The following is a 17,983-nucleotide window of genomic DNA, read 5'->3' as shown; positions in this document are numbered from 1 at the left end:
CAAAAAACATATGAAACGAATTTTCCTTTTTCTGTTTTTAATCTCCAGTACTGTCCTGTTAAGTCAGACAGTGCTGATTTCCTATTCAATAGATTTAAAAAATAAACTAGGACAATCCGAAATCATGACTGGCGAAAATACCGCTACCCACGATGTATTTGTTTTTGCCGCCAGCGCAGACAGCCTTTCCATACTAAAATACAATAGCGCTTTATTTTTAAGAGACAAATTTGTTACAAACCGTCAATATACTGAAAACAGATCTTTGATGGGTTATAGTTTTAGCGAAGACGGAAATCCGACTTTATATTGGTTTTCGAAAGAAGAAAAATCAATCATCTTGATTAAATATTATCTAGAAAACAAAACTTCGAGAGCATTAAAATTTCAAATTCCTCTTGAAGACAACTATCTCTTAACGAATTATCAAAAAGACAACAACTTCTATTTATTGTTGCAAAGCAAAACAAAACAGGCTTTGACGGCTTTTGTTTTTAAAAACGGAATGGCCGAAGAACGATTTCTCGATTTCAGTTCTTTCAAGTTCATCGATAAAAAAACCCAACCTAAAACATTTAATCAGATTTTGAATGAAAATCCGATTGAGAAAATGGATTCTGGTGAGTATAATCCGTTGTTTAAAGTTGCTGCCAAAAGCAAACTTTATACGCTTCCAAACCGTTTGATTCTAACTTTAGACCAAAGTTTTAGAAAAACACAATTGTTTGATATTAATTTAGAAAATCAGGAAATAAAAGAAAAGACTTTTATGAAGCCTGTTGGAGAAAAAAATCCAAAGACGTCAAACTCTTTTTATCACGAAAATAAATTATATCAGATCAATGTAAATGCTGACGAACTTTTGTTTGATATTAAAGATTATGAATCTGGCGAATCTATAAAATCATTTACAGTCTCAAAACAAGATACCATTCGTTTTAGTAATTCGCCATTATTGATGCAAATTGAAGATCGAGCACCCAAACAATTAAAGAATACAGCAAAGTTCTTAAAAGTATTGTCTTCTCTTGACGCTGGTCTTTCGGTTTATAAAAACCAAAAAAATCTATTTATCACTTTAGGAGGTTCAGGCAGTGATTTAAAATCGATTTCAATAAACGGTTTTAATTTTAATGATCCTTTTGGAGATTTTCCATCAAACGGCTATTACAATATTGAAACCAATTATTCTGTCTTTTTCGAAAGCATTTGGACAAAAAAACTTGAGTTAAGCAAAGAAACTCACGAACCATTTGCTGCTGATAAAGTCTATTATTTTTTAGATTCTCATAAAGAAGCTGTTCTTTCTAATACTCTTAAGCTTAATAATTATCTCATTTTAAGTTATTACGACATTGTTGCAAAACAACTTGTTTTACGCAAATTTGTCGACGGGTTCAACTAAACCTTTTTATATCAACATCTTACAACAAAAAAACTATATATATTTTCATTAACTCATTGATTTTATAATCTTTTGGTTTTACCGATGTCCTATTTTAATACTTTTTTGGCTTTTAGAGAAGGTATTTACTTACAATTTATTGTTGCTTTGGGCGAAATTTAAAATCAAAAAATAATGAAAAAAATTGTAATGACTCTTGCATTTGCCCTGGCGTTAACTGGAGTACATGCGCAAACAGAAAACAATAACAGTTATAATAAGTGGTCTATAGACTTAGGCGCAGGTTTTAATAAACCGCAAAAACCGTTTAGTGACGGGTATTATACAAATACTGTTAGTCCGTGGACTGGAGATTTAGGGGTTCGCTATATGTTGAACAACAAATTTGGTTTGAAAGCAGACTTTGGATACAACAGTTTTACTGCAAAAGGAAACTCTATTGATTTTGATTCAAGATACTACAGAATAGATTTACAAGCTGTAGCCAACTTAGGCCGTATCATGAATTTTGAAACTTGGACTAATACTATTGGTTTATTAGGACATGCTGGTTTTGGTTATTCTCAATTAAGAAGCGATAACTTCAAAGGAGCAGATGAAATGGGTAACTTTATTGCTGGTGTAACTGGGCAAATAAGATTATCAAACCGAGTTGCTTTAACAGGCGATTTCTCAACAATTTTTAATGCATCACAAGATCGTAGCTTTGACGGAGCATATCTTCCGGGTAACAGAGGTTTTTCTGGATTGATTTTTAATGGAACTGTTGGTTTAAATGTTTATTTGGGTAAAAATACAAAACATGCTGATTGGACTGTATTAGAAAACAATAACAATGCTGATATTTCTGCTTTAGAAAACAAAGTAGCAGATCTTGAAACACAAATTAAAAACAGACCAGCACAAAAAGAAGTTGTTATAGAAAAACAAGTAAACCCACAACCGAATGATAATGAATTAATCAAGAGAATGATTAATGATAAATATTACAGTGTGTATTTTGATTTCAATAAAACAACTCCTATTGAAAACTCTACTGCTGCTATTGATGTAGTTTTAAATTACTTAAGAAAAAATCCTTCTGCTTCTCTTGACCTTATTGGTTATGCTGATCAAGTTGGAAAGGCTGAGTACAACGAAAAACTATCTAACACTAGAGCAACAAACGTAAAAACTATTTTTGAAAAAGCTGGAATTGCTTCTTCTCGTTTAAATGTTATTGCAAACGGTGCAGATACATCAATTCAAAAAGATTCTGACGAAGCTAGAAGATTAGCTAGAAGAGTTACTTTTATTGTAAAATAATTTTTTTTAAGACTTGATGAAAAGCCCTTAAGATTCTTTCTTAAGGGCTTTTTTTATTGTCTATTTCTAAAATAAATGAGATTTACATTTTCAAGTTCTGTTGCTTTTGATAAGATCAATTGCAATTAATTCTACTTAGAGTTAATCCAAAAGTCTAATGTTTTAGAGGTTTCTCAAAAATCTAATGAATAATTTTTCTTAATTTTACAGAAAAGACACTTATTATGTTAGCAAAAAATATTGAATCGGCTTTAAACAAGCAAATCCGCATAGAAGCAGAATCTTCGCAAACTTATCTTTCTATGGCTTGTTGGGCTGAAGTACAAGGATTAGAGGGAATCTCTCAATTTATGTACACCCAGTCAGACGAAGAGCGCGCACATATGCTTAAACTAGTTAAGTATGTAAACGAACGCGGAGGACACGCTCAGGTAACAGATCTTAAAGCACCAAAAACAACTTATACTACTTTTAAAGAAATGTTTGAAGAGCTTTACAATCACGAACTTTTTGTTTCGAAATCTATCAACGAATTGGTTCATATTACTTTTGAAGAAAGAGATTATGCTACACATAATTTCTTGCAATGGTACGTTTCTGAACAAATTGAAGAAGAAGCTACAGCTAAATCTATTTTAGATAAAATCAACTTGATTGGAGATGATAAAGGTGGACTGTATTTGTTTGATCGTGATATTCAGCAATTAACAGTTACGAGTTCAATCGCCATCAATCCTAAATAAAAAAAGTTAAAGTTTATTTAGAATATTTAAAAATAACTTTTTTGGTTTATATTTGTCTCTGTTTTTAAAATTCAGAGGAAAAAGTGGGCAAGAAAGAAAAAGACAAGGACAAAAAAAAGGATAAAAAGAAAAAGAAAAACAAAGATATCCTTGATAAAATTAAGGAGATTGAAAACTGTAAATCTTCTTGCTGTGAGAAATATAAAAAGAGCGAAAAGAAACGCTGCTCACGTTGTCCTATGTTTGATTTATTCAAAAAAACTGCTTAAAGCCATATAGAAAAACCCATCAGATTTCTCTGGTGGGTTTTTTAGTTTTAAATTGCAGTCTATTTCCGATTTTTAAATTCAATTATGAAAAACGATATTACAATTCCCAAATCTAGTCTTGATTTTTTGGTTCAACTAAAAGAAAACAATAACAAACCCTGGTTTGAAGAACATAAACCGCAATATTTGATAGAACTTAATCATATTGAAAATTTTGCAGGCGCTTTACTGAAGGAACTTTCCAAAACGGATGTTTTAGAAAATACTTCTGGCAAAAAAAGCGTTTACAGAATCTATCGTGATATTCGTTTTTCAAAAGATAAAACACCTTTTAAACACTATTGGGGCGGAAGCTATACTCGAGCAACCGCAGCAAGACGAGGTGGTTATTACTTTCATCTTGAAAAAGGAAATAGCTTTTTTGCAGGTGGTTTCTGGGGACCAAATGCCGCAGATTTAAAACGAATAAGAACCGAATTTGCTCATGATCCTGAAACTTTTCAAAAAATACTGAATTCAGATTCTTTCAAAAGCAACTTTGGCACTTTGCAGGGAGAACAGCTCAAAACAAAACCAAAAGGATTCGATGTTGATCATCCTGCAATTGACTTGCTTCGTTTCAAACAATTTTTAGTTATAAAACGTTTTACTGACGAAGAAGTATTGAGTCCGCAATTTTTAGAACTGGCCTTAGATGCATTCAAAAATATGAGACCTTTTTTTGATTACATGAGCGAAGTACTTACAACTGATGCTAATGGAGTTTCGATACTTTAATCTCATTCATAAAAAAGCAAACCCGGCAGGTTATAAAACTTGCCGAGTTTAACTATTTCGCAAACGTGTTATTTACTCAACAGTAAAATTTCATTTACAACCACTTCGGTTATATATCGTTTTTCTCCGTTTTTATCATCGTAGCTTCGGTGTGTCAATTTCCCTTCAACGGCAATTTCTTTTCCTTTTACAACAAACTTTTCTATAATTTCTGCTGTTTTTCCCCAAGCTGTTATACGATGCCATTCGGTTTGTTCTACTTTTTCGCCTTTATCATTTCTATAAATCTCATTTGTTGCGATCGTAAGGTGTGCTAGTTTTCTACCACTTTCTAATGTCTTAATTTCTGGATCATTCCCAACATTCCCAATTAACTGAACTTTGTTTCTAATTGCACTCATGGCATATACTATTTTAAATGTTACTATTAAATTGAATCGTTTATCAAATTCAACACTGCAAAGATGGCAAACCCTAGCGATGACAGTCGGTTGTTAACTATTTACTATCGACTGTAACTATTTGTAACCGTTTGTAAATGGAATTTGTTTTTTGTATATTTGAGATAAATCTTACGATATGCAGGCAAAAATTAAAAAAGTAGAGTTAAGAAATCTTGAAATTGAGGACTATAGACAATTAAAGAAATCGATGATTGAATCGTATCCAGAAATGGCCGATTCATATTGGGGATCTGATGACATAGAAAGACTTCTTTCTATTTTTCCAGAAGGACAGCTGGTGATTTTGGTTGATGGAAAAGTGGTTGGCTCTGCCCTATCTCTTATTGTTGATGAAAAACTGGTAGAAAAAAGGCATAACTATCAACAGATTAGTGGAAATTACACTTTCTCTACTCACAATCCGAATGCGGAAATTTTATACGGAATAGATGTATTTATTCACCCAAATTATAGAGGCTTACGTTTAGGACGCCGATTATACGATGCAAGAAAAGAACTTTGCGAACAGCTAAACTTAAAAGCAATTGTATTTGCAGGAAGAATTCCGAACTATAGAGAACATGCCAAAAAACTGTCTCCAAAAGCTTATATAGAAAAAGTACGCACCAAAGAATTATATGATCCGGTTCTTTCTTTCCAGTTAAGCAACGATTTTCACGTTTTGAGAGTCATCAAGAATTATTTGGAAGGCGATGAAGAATCGAAAGAATTTGCTGTTCTACTGGAATGGAATAATATTTACTACGATGATAGTCCGAAACTCATTAATTTGAAGAAAAACATTATTCGCTTAGGATTAATTCAGTGGCAGATGCGTCCGCTAAATAATGTTGAGGCACTTTTTGAACAAGCAGAATTCTTTATTGATGCCGTTTCGGGTTATGGTTCTGATTTTGCCCTCTTCCCAGAATTGTTTATTGCGCCTTTAATGGCCGATTATAATCATTTATCTGAAGCAGAAGCCATTCGTGAACTTGCCCGCCATTCTGATCCAATTAGAAAGAAGTTTCAGGAATTTGCCATTTCATACAACATCAATATTATTACCGGAAGTATGCCTTATTTAGAAAGCGGAAATCTCTATAATGTTGGTTTCTTATGCAAAAGAGACGGAACTTCAGAAATGTATACCAAAATTCATATTACGCCAAACGAAGTTATACATTGGGGAATGAAAGGCGGATCGGAGTTTAAAACCTTTGATACCGATTGCGGAAAAATTGGGATTTTAATCTGTTATGATGTCGAATTTCCAGAAATTTCTAGACTTCTGGCAGATGAAGGAATGAATATTTTGTTTGTTCCATTTCTAACCGATACTCAGAACGGATATACACGCGTAAAACATTGTTCGCAGGCACGCGCCATCGAAAATGAATGTTATGTAGCCATAGCAGGTTGCGTTGGAAATCTTCCGAAAGTAAACAATATGGATATTCAATATGCGCAGTCTTCTGTATTTACACCATCCGATTTTGCTTTTCCAAGTAATGGAATTAAAGCAGAAGCGACTCCAAATACAGAAATGACGCTAATTGTTGATGTGGATTTAAATTTATTGAAAGAATTGCACGAACATGGTAGCGTTAAAACGTTAAAAGATCGTAGAACAGATCTTTACGAAATTAAAAAATTGAATTCATGAAAACATGCCTCGAATGTTCTGCCAAAATTTTCGGCCGAGAAGACAAGAAATTCTGCTCAGACAGTTGTCGAAATGCCTACAATAACAAAATAAATAAAGATAGCACGAATTTCATGCGAAATATAAACAACAAGTTACGCAAAAATTACCGTATTTTGGCAGAGTTAAATGTAGACGGAAAATCCAAAGCTTCTAGAGACAAATTACTCACAAAAGGCTTTGATTTTGAGTTCTTTACAAACATTTTACAAACCAAAACTGGAAACACATATTATTTTTTGTATGATCAAGGTTATCGTTCCTTGGACAATGATTATTTTATGCTTGTTAAAAAAGAAATATAGTTAGTATTATTTACCATGAGAAAAAACCAAACCTCAATTCTAGCCATAGTCTGCGTTTTAGCTTTACTTGGCATTATATATGCCACGATGATGCCGCAAGGAATCTCTAAGGACGATGAAGCACTTGCTGAATTTTCGACCGAAAGAGCTTTTAACCAGGTTGAAATTATAGCGCAGAAACCACACTATGTAGGATCGACCAATCATGAACTGGTTGCTAATTATCTTAAACTAGAATTAAACAGAATTGGCTTAGAAACGAGTGTTCAGGAAGGTTTTACTCTAAATGATAAAGGTCTTTTGGTAAAGTCAAAAAATATTTTGGCTCGCATTAAAGGAACAAACAATACAAAAGCGCTTTTACTTCTTTCTCATTATGACAGTGCACCGCATTCTTTCTCAAAAGGTGCAAGCGATGATGCTTCTGGTGTCGCAACAATTTTAGAAGGTGTTCGCGCCTTTTTATACTCAAAACATCCTCAAAAAAACGATATTATCATATTATTCTCTGATGCAGAAGAATTAGGATTAAACGGTGCTGCTTTATTTGTAAATAAACATCCTTGGGCAAAAGACGTTGGTTTGGTTTTAAACTTTGAAGCAAGAGGAACTTCTGGACCAAGCTATATGCTAATGGAAACCAACAAAGGAAATCAGGCTTTGGTTCAGGAATTTACTAAGGCAAAACCGTCTCATCCTGTTTCAAATTCTCTAATGTATAGCATTTACAAAATGCTTCCAAATGATACCGATTTAACTGTTTTTAGAGAACAAGGAAACATTCAAGGATTCAATTTCGCTTTTATCGATGGGCATTTTAACTATCACACGCAGCAAGATGATATTCAGCATTTAAACAAAACTACATTAGCACATCAAGGCACTTACATTATGCCTTTGCTAAAATATTTAACAAACATTGATTTGAATCAGACAGAATCTACAGAAGATAATGTTTATTTCAGCGCTCCGTTTACATTTATTAGCTATCCGTTTACTTGGGTAATGCCAATGACACTGATTGCTTTTGGATTATTGGTTCTATTCATTTTTGTTGGAAAAGTAAAAAGAATCATCACTTTCACAGAAATATTCAAAGGCTTTGTTCCGCTTTTAGGATCTATTATAATTGCTGGATTGGTTACATTTTTAGGATGGAAACTTATTCTCGAAATTTATCCACAGTACTCTGATCTTCTAAACGGATTTACTTATAATGGTCATGCTTATATAGGCGCTTTTGTTACGTTAAGCATCGCTATTTGTTTTGCTTTCTATCATCATTTCTCTGAAGCTAAAACTACCATGAATCATTTTGTGGCTCCTTTATTGGTTTGGATTATCATTAATGCATTTTTAGCTAATAGCTTAACGGGCGCTGGTTTCTTAATTATTCCTGTTTATTTCGGAATATTATTATTTGGAATATTTGTATTTACACAGCATTATAGCTTAGGAATGAATTTAATATTCTCTATTCCAGCTCTGGCAATTGTTGCGCCTTTTATCGTAATGTTTCCAATTGGTCTTGGCCTTAAAATCTTATACGGAAGCGCTATTTTAACCGTTCTATTATTCGGATTGTTACTTCCAATTTTCGGCGCATTTGCTAAAAAGGGTGCTTGGATCGTGGTTTTCTTTATTGCTTCCATTTCATTTTTCGTTTATGCAGGATATAATTCAGGCTACGAATATGGAAAAGCCAAATCAAACAGCTTATTATATGTTTACAATGCTGACAACAATTCTGCTGTTTGGACAACTTATGATACTAATTTGGACGAATGGACTAAATCTTATTTAGGTGAGAAAAATCAAAAAGCAGTTGGATTAAATACGCTACCGCTAACGAGCAAATACAATACAACATTTACTTACAGTGCTATTGCTCCAGTTGTTGATGTGCCAAAACCAACAATTCAGTTTTTAAGAGACAGCGTTATCGGAAACAATAGATATTTGAAAATTAAAATTACTCCAAACAGAAAAGTAAATCGTTACGACATCTTTGCCAATCCAAAAATGACTTTTTACAACTTTAAGGCAAATGGAGTTGCTACTTCAAGAGAAAAAACCAATCGTCTTGAACGTGAAGGATCAAAAATATTATGTTACTATGTTGTAGGCAACGAGCCGCTTGAAATGGAATTCTACATCAACAAATCGGCTGTCTTTGATATGGATTTAATTGAAAGTTCGTTCGATTTAATGAGCAATCCGCTATTAAATGTTAAGCCAAGAGAAAATTGGATGATGCCAACGCCGTTTGTATTGAATGATGCTGTTATGATTCAACAGAAAATCAAACGATATACACCACCAGTAAAACCAATTGAGCCTGTTGTTCCCGTAGATAGTTTGGCTGTTCCAAAAGACACTATCAAGCCCGTTACAGAGTCACAACCTTAATAAAAGCTAAAAACAAATGCTATGGCAACAAATGTTTCGACAATATTTTTGAATGCTCCAGCAGAAAAAACCTGGAATGTATTGACAAAACCAGAATTAGTCAAACAGTGGCAATATGGAAGCGATTTGATTACTGATTGGAAAATCGGCAATGAAATACGATTTAGAAATGAATGGGAAGGTCAAGTTTTTGAGCAATGGGGAACCGTTTTAGAAGTTGTTCCAAACCAGAAAATTAAATATTCTTTGTTTTTCCCAAGACCCGGATTAGAAGATAAACCTGAGAATTATTTCATAATGAGTTATGTTTTGACTGAAGAAGATCAAAAAACAAAACTCGAAATAATTCAAGAAGACAATCGTCCTAGAGCAATTCAGGAAAAGCCTCAAGGAGAAGAAAACCCAATTTTGCAGGCATTAAAAGCTGTAATAGAATCTTAAAATCTAGGTTCAAAGAAGCAAAGGTACAGAGGTACAAAGATTAAAAAGAGCACTATTTTATAGTGCTTTTTGCTTTTTAGATATGTTGAGAAACCTTTGAGCCTATGCTTCTTTCAACCTTTGCACCAAAAAATTAGCAAGCGCATTCAATTTTCAATCCTTGTTTTTCGCCTTTTGTGCCTTCGGTTGCATATCCGTCAATCTTCCACCATTCTAAACCGCCAATCAATTCTTTAACTTTAAATCCGAGTTTTGTCATATTCAAAGCTCCTTTTGTAGAAGCGTTACAGCCAATTCCGGTGCAATACGTTACATATAAAACTTCTTTATCTAAATGTTTTGTGGTTTCTGCATTCATTTCGCGATGCGGAATATTTATGGCATTCGGAATATGCTCTTCATCGTAGCCAAAAGCTCTTCTAGCATCGATTACAATAATTTTTTCTCCATCATTTAAAGCTTCAAATAAATCTGAAGGATCCATTTCATAAGCTAATTTGTTTTCGTAATATTTAATTTGTGCTTCCATTTTTAATTGTGTTTTTATTGATTTTGTTTTCCAAAAGTAGAAGATGATTTCATGACATAAAAACGAAAAGAATTCATCAAAAGCATTACTTTTTTTCATACAAAAGCCAGTCTAAAATTTTGTTTCTTTGTGTATTAATTCATCAAAAAATGGAAATACGCCACCTAAAATTGATAAAAGCAATCGTAGAAGAAGGAAGCATCACGAAAGCCATCGACAAACTTCATTTAACGCAATCGGCTTTAAGTCATCAGCTCAAAGAAGCAGAATATCAATTAGGAACTGCTATTTTTTTGAGAGTCAATAAAAAATTGGTTCTCACAAAAGCAGGCGAAAAAGTTTATAATGTGGCCAATGAAATCCTTAATAAACTTGCTGAAACCGAAACTCAGATTAAACAAATGGTTTTTGGCGAATCTGGTGAAATCAGGATAAGTACCGAATGTTTCTCGAGTTATCACTGGCTTCCATCGGTTTTAAAACAATTTCATCTCTTATATCCCAATGTAGAATTAAAAATAGTAGCCGAAGCAACACATATTCCGCTGCAGAAATTATTAGAGAATACCATAGATATTGCCATTGTAAGCGATACCATTAAAGACAATCATATAAAATACACCGAACTTTTTCAGGACGAAATGGTAATGGTGGTTTCCGAAAATCATGCTTGGGCAGACAAAAAATATGTGATTGCCGAAGATTTTATCAATGAACATCTGATTATCCATTCCCTTCCGTTGGAAACCGTTACCATTCATCAGTTTCTTTTGGCTCCAGCCAAAGTAAATCCGAAGAAAATAACTCCAATGCCATTAACTGAAGCTTCTCTGGAAATGGTAAAAGCAGATATGGGCGTGATGTCTATGGCAAAATGGGCACTGCAGCCACATTTAAAAAACAATCCGATTAAAGCAGTAAAAATTGGAAAGAGTGGTTTGAAAAGAAAACACTTCATTGCGACGCGAGCCAATGAAAATTACCCCGATTATTTTCATCACTTCATCAGCTTTTTACAAAACGAAATCAACTTACAATGGGATATTCAATAAGAAATTGCGAAATAACAGATTTACCCAAACTGCTTGTTTTACTTCAAAAACACGCCGAATTTGAAAGAGCCGAATTTTCTCCTGAAGGAAAAGAAGAGGGTTTAAAGAATGCTTTATTTGTTCAGAATCCAAAATTATTCTGTTTGGTTGTTGCCACTGAAGAAACTATCGTTGGTTACGCATCGTATACTTTTGATTTTTCTACTTGGAGTGCACAAACATTTCTCTACATGGACTGTCTGTTTTTAGAAGAAGAAACAAGAGGTTTTGGAATTGGTGAAGAATTAATAGAGAAACTGAAAGAAATCGGAACAAAAAATAACTGTGTAAATATTCAATGGCAAACACCCGAATTCAACACAAGAGCCATAAAATTCTACAACAGAATGGGCGCAAAAGGAAAAGACAAAGTCCGATTTACGTTAACTTTGTAACGAAAGAGTATCTATGTGACTTTTAATCTCGCCAAGTCGCCAAGACGCTAAGTTTAATTTTCTTTGCGACTCTGCGACTTTGCGAGATTATTACTTAAAGTAACCTTAAAAAAAATGGCAAAAATAAGCGTACTAGGCTGCGGCTGGCTGGGATTTCCTTTAGCGAAAGCATTAATTGCAAAAGGAAATTCAGTAAACGGATCAACAACTTCAGAAAACAAACTTCCCATTTTAAAAGATGGGGGAATAAGTCCGTTTTTAGTGACTGTTGAAAGCGAAAGTGTTTCTGAAAACATAGTTGATTTTTTAGCTGAAAGAGAAATCTTAATTATAGATATTCCGCCAAAACTGAGAACAGTCGATCCAAGTTCTGAGAAGAAAGCTTTTGTCGAAAAAATCAAAAACCTAATTCCGTTTATAGAAAAATCAACTGTTAAGAAAGTCCTTTTTGTAAGTTCAACTTCTGTTTACGGAGATGATAATGGCCTTGTAACAGAAGAAACCATTCCAAATCCAGACACCGAAAGCGGCAAACAATTAGTTTTAGCCGAAAAACTTCTTCAAGAAAATCAAAACTTCGAAACGACCATTCTTCGTTTCGCTGGATTAATTGGCGAAGATCGCCATCCTGTTAAATTTTTAGCTGGAAAAGAAAACCTCGAAAACCCAGATGCTCCTGTTAATCTAATCCATCAGAATGATTGCATTGACATTATTGAAGCCATCATAAATCAATCCAAATGGAATGAAGTTTTTAATGCCGTTGCGCCTTATCATCCAACAAGAGAGGAATATTATATACAAAAAGCTCTTGAAATGAATTTGACTTCACCGAAATTCAATTCTAAAAAATCAAACATTCAAAAAGTAATCTCAAGCGAAAAGATTGAAAATCATCTAAGTTATAAATTCGCTTTAGAAAGCTATTAACCTAACAAGATCAAAACCTATTGATTACAAGTTCTATTAAGCTTAAAACAACATAAATATGTCTTTTTTGGACCATTAAAAATTCATCCGTAAAATAGTTTTGCAAAAATTTTAAAGCAACCGCTATGTCAATGGAACACAAATCGTTTTTGTTTAACACATCTGTATTCACAAAAGAATTATCAGAAATTATTCTTACTGCTGCTGGCACTGAAAATGAAACATTACTCATTTCATTTATAAATGAAAATTTAGACAATTTAAAATCACCGTATTCAGGTCAAAAACTTACTAACGAATGGCATGAAGAGTTAGAAACTGAAGATATTCAAGAACTTGCAGATTTTGCCATAACAAAATACTATAATCCCAATCAAGAGTTGGGTCTATCCTTTTTATGGGAATCATTATTAGAGTTATTCGACGACCTCGATTTGAAATATAACTGTGAATATTATATACTTGGAAAATCACTAAATTATAAAAACTTTATACTAGATCCAGGTAAAATGGGACTTGGATTTGTAAATTCTGAACATATTACTGATATTCATAGAGAACTTATAAGTCTAAAAGAAGAATTTGCGGATATCTGTGAAGCCGAAAACTTTGATGAAAAAATTATAAATGCATATGAAGACCTAATTATGATTTACCAAGAAGCGAAAGAATCAAATTGCGGACTATTAATGACTTTCTAATTCTTTAAAAAATTAATCTGAAAAATAAATAAAAACACTATTTTTCCTTCATAAAAAATAATTGTTTTTCCAGATGAAAAAATTCAGGTTTCTATTTTCAATCAGCATTTTACTGTTTTCACTCTTTCAATGTTTTGCTCAGACTGATTCTCTTTCGACTGCTCAACCTAACCTAGAAGAAAGAATAAAACAATTTCACGCTGATATCAGAGTTAAAGAAAATGGAAATCTTATTGTTACAGAAAACATTACTGTTTATGCTGCTGAACTATTCATAAATCATGGAATTTATAGAGCGCTTCCGATGGAAAGCAATTCGCCGAAAGTTTCTAAAACCAATTTCTATAAAATTCTAAGCGTATACAGAGGTAATTTGGAAGAACCGTATCACTTAGATATAGACGCCGAAAGATTTGGAATCTACATTGGAGATGAAGAAATATATCTGCCAGAAGGAACTTACACTTATAAATTAACGTATGAAATTGAAGCGCAAATACATTCTTATAGCGATTTTGATGAAGTTTACTGGAATGTTACAGGAAATTATTGGGAGTTTGATATTGAAAATGTCACCGCAAAAATAACTTTACCAAAATCTGCAAAAGCATTTCAGACTGCTTGCTATACAGGTATTTTAGGTTCAAAAGCACACGATTGCAATTCGAAAATTATAGGCAATTCGATTTATTTTACTTCTAAAAATCTAAAAAAAGGAGAAGGTTTTACCGTCGCGGCTGGTTTTCCTAAAGGGTTTGTTCATCAGCCTTTTTTTCGTCCGCATTATAAAATGGATGAATTTTTATCTCCAAACAAAGTATTACTTGCTCTAGCTTTCGTCGTTTTTTGTTTTGCTTTTTACTATTTTTCTTGGAAACGTCATGGAGAAGATCCTTTATTGGATAAAACCAAGAAAATAGATTTAAAAAGCCTTTATTCTGCAACAACTCTACAATACATAAAAGACAAAGGCGTTGATTCGAAAACGCTACTAATCACAATAATCAATCTTTCTATAAAAGGTGCTCTCGAAATTTTTGACAATGGGAAAAAAGTTTGGGCCGATGATTTTAAATATTCACTTAAAAAAGGAAAAGAAACGTTTGGTTTATCTCAGGAAGAAACCGCAGTTTTAGAAGCCTTATTTAAAGAAAACGATTCATTTGAGCTTGACAAAGAAACGTATTTGATTTTCGACAAAGCAAAAGAAGCGCTTGAAAAAAAATTAGAAAAGCAATATAACTTAGCCGATTATTTTTTAAGTAACTCCAAACAAATTCTAATAGGTTTTGTCATTACAATCTCTGCTTTAATGAGTTATTGTTACATTGATAAAGGAACTATCTTTTGGGCTGTTATATTTGGTTTTGTCCTTCTTATAATTACGGCATTACTTGCTAAAGTAATCATTCAATCTTTCACAAAAGATTTTGGAATGGCTTTACTGTGTATTCTCTTCTCCATTTTTACGGGTGGTTTTTGCTATGGATTATTCGCTGCAGTCAACTTAGACAAAAGCTACTCCGTCTTAAATTTGATTGTACTGTTCTTAATAATTGCAGGATTTAGCTTGTATTTAAGCATAATTGGCAGGTATACAAAATTAGGCGCCGAGATCCAATTTGAAATCGAAAGATGGAAAAAAGAACTGCTTGATTTTAAACCAGAAGAAAATGACCAGACCATTTCAATTTACGAGGAAAATCTATCGTACGCCTTTGCATTGGGAATTGAAGAAGAGTGGAATTCAAAATTTACAGCTATTTTAGAAAAGCTGAATTATAAAAATAACTGGATCAAAACAACTGGCAGCAGCTCTTCACAATTTACATTAAGATCAGTTACCCATTTTAGCTCTTCTTACGATTCATTTTCTAGCAGTTCCAGCAGTGGAAGTTCTGGCGGAGGAAGCTCTGGAGGTGGTGGCGGTGGCGGAGGCGGCGGTGGCTGGTAAATCGCTTTCATTGTTAAAAAAACTTCGCTCCCAATAACTATCGGGAGCGCGAAACCTTCCTATCTTTGTAGTAACACAAAAATTATGGAAACAGTTTACATTAATTCGCCTTTAGGAATCACCAAAATAATTGGAGATGAAAATGGTATTGCCGTAATTTCTGTTTCTGATGTTGGCACGAATGAAATTTCTAAGGAGATTCCAGAAGTTTTACAAAATGCCGTCTCTCAGTTAAATGAATATTTTGAAGGTAAAAGAACCGATTTTGACTTAAAACTGAATCCGCAAGGAACCGAATTTCAACAGAAAGTCTGGAAATCACTATTGGAAATTCCATATGGAAAAACGGTAAGTTACATGGATCAAACTAAAAAGTTGGGAGATGTAAAAGCAATTCGTGCTGTAGCTTCGGCAAATGGCAAAAATCCGCTTTGGATTGTAGTTCCTTGTCATCGCGTTATTGGCACAAACGGGTCTTTAACAGGTTACGCTGGCGGCTTGTCTCGCAAAAAATGGCTTTTGGAACATGAAAGTCCGTCTGCACAGCAAAGCTTGTTCTAAATCTCACCAAAAAGAAGGATAATTCATTCATTTTTTATTTGCGATAGATTAAAAATTTAAATTTGTGTACATTTATATCAAATAAAAAATTAAATCAATTCGTGAATTCGTGGCAAGTAAAATATGATTGAAAAAATTAATCTCAACAACATTCTCTTTCTAGATATAGAAACCGTTCCTGAAGAAGAGAATTTTAATTCGCTTGACGCGGAGATGCAATCGCTTTGGGATTTGAAAACGCAATATCAAAGAAAAGACGAATTCTCTCCAGAAGAATTTTACGAGCGCGCGGGAATTTGGGCAGAGTTCGGAAAGATTATCTGTATTTCTGTTGGTTTTTTTACCATCAAAGGAGATGTTCGCAATTTTCGAGTGACTTCATTCTTTGGTGAAGAAAAGAAAATCCTAAAAGACTTTTCCAATCTGATCAACAATCATTTTAATCAGCCTCAGCACTTGCTGTGCGGACATAATTCGAAAGAATTTGATATTCCGTTTATAGCGAGAAGAATGATTATCAACCAAATGCCTATTCCAGATAAACTGAATTTATTTGGAAAAAAACCTTGGGAAATTCCGCATTTAGATACATTAGAGTTATGGAAGTTTGGCGATTACAAGCATTATACTTCTTTAAAACTATTGACTAAAATCTTGGGAGTTCCTTCTCCAAAAGGAGACATCGACGGAAGTCAGGTTGCTCATGTCTATTATGTCGAAAAAGATATTGACCGAATTATTACCTATTGCGAAAAAGACACCATTGCTGTAGCTCAGATTTTCTTGCGTTTACGTCGTGAAGATTTGCTAATTGATGACGAAATAATTCATGTGTAACTTGAGGTACAAAGAGTCAAAGTTGCAAAGGGACAAAGGTGTTAACTTATAATCTTTAATTTTTTTAAATGATTCATTCTGAAATTTCACATTATCGTATGGCTTCTCAGAAGCTTTATCAGGAAAATCAATCTTCTCCTCAGGAAATTGTACATCATTTTGGTGCCATGCAGGCGCAAGATTATGCCATGGCAAAATGGGCAATTGGTTCGCGTTGCAATTCCAGCGAAAAAGAAATCGAAGAAGCGGTTAATTCGGGAAAAATTATCAGAACTCATATTCTGCGTCCAACCTGGCATTTTGTTTCCGCTGATGATATTTATTGGATGCTCGATATTTCAGCTCCACAAATAAGAAGACTTGCTATTTCTGGTGCTAAAAAATTTGGTGTTGATGAAAAAAAACTCATTCAGATCAATAATACCATTGAAAAACTATTATCTAGAAACAATCATTTGACTCGCGATGAAATTATGCAAGAGCTTAACATCAAAAAGACATCCAAAGAAGATTTTCTAGGCGCCGCCATTATGATGAATGCAGAATTGGAAGGTTTAGTTTGCAACGGAAGAATGAAAGGCAAACAAATTACTTATGCTTTGCTTGAAGAAAGAGTTATAAAGCCAAAAACCAAATTGACTAAAGAAGAAGGAGTGGCAAAACTCGCTCAGCGCTATTTTGAAAGTCACGGTCCGGCAACTTTACTAGATTTTTCTTGGTGGTCTGGTTTTGCGTCAACAATTTGCCAAAAAGCAATTAACGCAATTGAGTTGCAATTAAATTCTATTGCTATTGATAATCAGACTTATTGGTTTGCTAAAAATCGTTCTTTAGAGGATAACTTTCGCGAAAGCGTACATTTTCTTCCTGCGTTCGACGAAATTTTAATTTCATATAAAACGCGCGAAGCTTCGTTTTCTGGAGATCATCAATCCAAAACTTTTACCAATAATGGCATTTTTAAACCGATCATTTTAGAAAACGGAAAAGTAATCGGAATCTGGAAACGAACCATTAAAAAAGATCATGTAAAAATTGAAACGGAATTTTTTAATGAAACTGAAAATTCAAAAAAGGAAATTCTTTTTGAAGGAATTAAAGCTTTTGAAACCTATTTAGAAACTAAAGTTATGATTGAATAATTCTATTTCAATTCATTGGGCTACATCAAAACTCAAATTCC

General features: G+C 33.4%; 19 protein-coding genes. 17 read left to right on the top strand and 2 right to left on the bottom strand.

Features of this window, described 5'->3' with window-relative positions; genetic code table 11:
• Positions 1-10: 10 nt before the first annotated feature.
• The 5 genes from ABXT06_RS16835 to ABXT06_RS16815 all read left to right on the top strand — a co-directional run bounded on the left by ABXT06_RS16835 (position 11) and on the right by ABXT06_RS16815 (position 4,499).
• Positions 11-1,405: a hypothetical protein gene (locus ABXT06_RS16835; RefSeq protein WP_354591770.1), complete on the top strand. Its 1,395-nt coding sequence runs from the start codon at positions 11-13 to the stop codon at positions 1,403-1,405.
• Positions 1,406-1,579: 174 nt separating this feature from the next.
• The gene (locus tag ABXT06_RS16830) at positions 1,580-2,710 is read left to right on the top strand and encodes an OmpA family protein (RefSeq protein ID WP_354591769.1); all 1,131 of its coding nucleotides are present in this window, start codon (positions 1,580-1,582) and stop codon (positions 2,708-2,710) included.
• Between the two features lie 224 nt (positions 2,711-2,934).
• A complete protein-coding gene (locus ABXT06_RS16825; RefSeq protein WP_008465537.1) occupies positions 2,935-3,453 on the top strand; it encodes a ferritin in 519 nt (172 codons plus the stop codon).
• An 83-nt stretch (positions 3,454-3,536) separates the two neighbouring features.
• Complete coding sequence (locus tag ABXT06_RS16820) at positions 3,537-3,722, top strand: hypothetical protein (RefSeq protein ID WP_354591768.1); 186 nt, start codon at positions 3,537-3,539, stop codon at positions 3,720-3,722.
• Between the two features lie 84 nt (positions 3,723-3,806).
• Positions 3,807-4,499, top strand: a complete 693-nt coding sequence (locus ABXT06_RS16815) for a DUF2461 domain-containing protein (protein ID WP_354591767.1) — start codon at positions 3,807-3,809, stop codon at positions 4,497-4,499.
• A 68-nt stretch (positions 4,500-4,567) separates the two neighbouring features.
• Here the strand turns inward: ABXT06_RS16815 and ABXT06_RS16810 are convergent, their stop codons facing one another.
• On the bottom strand, positions 4,568-4,900 hold the full coding sequence (locus tag ABXT06_RS16810; RefSeq protein ID WP_201999320.1) for a single-stranded DNA-binding protein: 333 nt from the start codon (positions 4,898-4,900) through the stop codon (positions 4,568-4,570).
• Positions 4,901-5,078: 178 nt separating this feature from the next.
• Between ABXT06_RS16810 and ABXT06_RS16805 the strand changes: the two genes are divergently transcribed.
• From ABXT06_RS16805 to ABXT06_RS16790, 4 genes are read left to right on the top strand one after another with little or no spacing between them, the layout of a single operon-like run.
• Positions 5,079-6,608, top strand: coding sequence for a GNAT family N-acetyltransferase (locus tag ABXT06_RS16805; protein ID WP_354591766.1), 1,530 nt, complete (start codon positions 5,079-5,081; stop codon positions 6,606-6,608).
• Entirely contained in the window at positions 6,605-6,952 is a 348-nt protein-coding gene (locus ABXT06_RS16800; protein ID WP_008465546.1) for a hypothetical protein, read from the top strand. The genes ABXT06_RS16805 and ABXT06_RS16800 overlap by 4 nt, the downstream gene beginning before the upstream one ends.
• A 15-nt stretch (positions 6,953-6,967) precedes the next feature.
• On the top strand, positions 6,968-9,361 hold the full coding sequence (locus ABXT06_RS16795; protein ID WP_354591765.1) for a M28 family peptidase: 2,394 nt from the start codon (positions 6,968-6,970) through the stop codon (positions 9,359-9,361).
• Positions 9,362-9,382: 21 nt separating this feature from the next.
• A complete protein-coding gene (locus tag ABXT06_RS16790; protein ID WP_354591764.1) occupies positions 9,383-9,802 on the top strand; it encodes an SRPBCC family protein in 420 nt (139 codons plus the stop codon).
• Between the two features lie 133 nt (positions 9,803-9,935).
• Here the strand turns inward: ABXT06_RS16790 and ABXT06_RS16785 are convergent, their stop codons facing one another.
• On the bottom strand, positions 9,936-10,430 hold the full coding sequence (locus tag ABXT06_RS16785; RefSeq protein WP_354591763.1) for a rhodanese-like domain-containing protein: 495 nt from the start codon (positions 10,428-10,430) through the stop codon (positions 9,936-9,938).
• A gap of 50 nt (positions 10,431-10,480) precedes the next feature.
• Between ABXT06_RS16785 and ABXT06_RS16780 the strand changes: the two genes are divergently transcribed.
• From ABXT06_RS16780 to ABXT06_RS16745, 8 genes are all read left to right on the top strand, one after another.
• Complete coding sequence (locus ABXT06_RS16780; protein WP_354591762.1) at positions 10,481-11,383, top strand: LysR family transcriptional regulator; 903 nt, start codon at positions 10,481-10,483, stop codon at positions 11,381-11,383.
• On the top strand, positions 11,368-11,817 hold the full coding sequence (locus ABXT06_RS16775) for a GNAT family N-acetyltransferase (RefSeq protein ID WP_354591761.1): 450 nt from the start codon (positions 11,368-11,370) through the stop codon (positions 11,815-11,817). Before ABXT06_RS16780 ends, ABXT06_RS16775 begins: the two co-directional genes overlap by 16 nt.
• A 114-nt stretch (positions 11,818-11,931) precedes the next feature.
• Complete coding sequence (locus ABXT06_RS16770) at positions 11,932-12,747, top strand: SDR family oxidoreductase (RefSeq protein WP_354591760.1); 816 nt, start codon at positions 11,932-11,934, stop codon at positions 12,745-12,747.
• Positions 12,748-12,872: 125 nt separating this feature from the next.
• Complete coding sequence (locus tag ABXT06_RS16765) at positions 12,873-13,448, top strand: hypothetical protein (RefSeq protein ID WP_354591759.1); 576 nt, start codon at positions 12,873-12,875, stop codon at positions 13,446-13,448.
• Positions 13,449-13,521: 73 nt separating this feature from the next.
• The gene (locus tag ABXT06_RS16760) at positions 13,522-15,402 is read left to right on the top strand and encodes a DUF2207 domain-containing protein (protein WP_354591758.1); all 1,881 of its coding nucleotides are present in this window, start codon (positions 13,522-13,524) and stop codon (positions 15,400-15,402) included.
• 84 nt (positions 15,403-15,486) lie between these two features.
• The gene (locus ABXT06_RS16755; RefSeq protein ID WP_354591757.1) at positions 15,487-15,963 is read left to right on the top strand and encodes a methylated-DNA--[protein]-cysteine S-methyltransferase; all 477 of its coding nucleotides are present in this window, start codon (positions 15,487-15,489) and stop codon (positions 15,961-15,963) included.
• Positions 15,964-16,086: 123 nt separating this feature from the next.
• Positions 16,087-16,800 (top strand): 3'-5' exonuclease, encoded by a 714-nt coding sequence (locus ABXT06_RS16750; protein WP_354591756.1) that lies wholly within the window; start codon positions 16,087-16,089, stop codon positions 16,798-16,800.
• Between the two features lie 68 nt (positions 16,801-16,868).
• Positions 16,869-17,942: a winged helix DNA-binding domain-containing protein gene (locus ABXT06_RS16745; RefSeq protein WP_354591755.1), complete on the top strand. Its 1,074-nt coding sequence runs from the start codon at positions 16,869-16,871 to the stop codon at positions 17,940-17,942.
• Positions 17,943-17,983 lie beyond the last annotated feature (41 nt).

This window comes from Flavobacterium sp. UW10123, from assembly GCF_040538975.1.
In the GTDB taxonomy this organism is placed as follows: domain Bacteria; phylum Bacteroidota; class Bacteroidia; order Flavobacteriales; family Flavobacteriaceae; genus Flavobacterium.
Note: the sequence above shows the minus strand (reverse complement) of the source record. Positions and strands in the feature narration are given on the sequence as shown.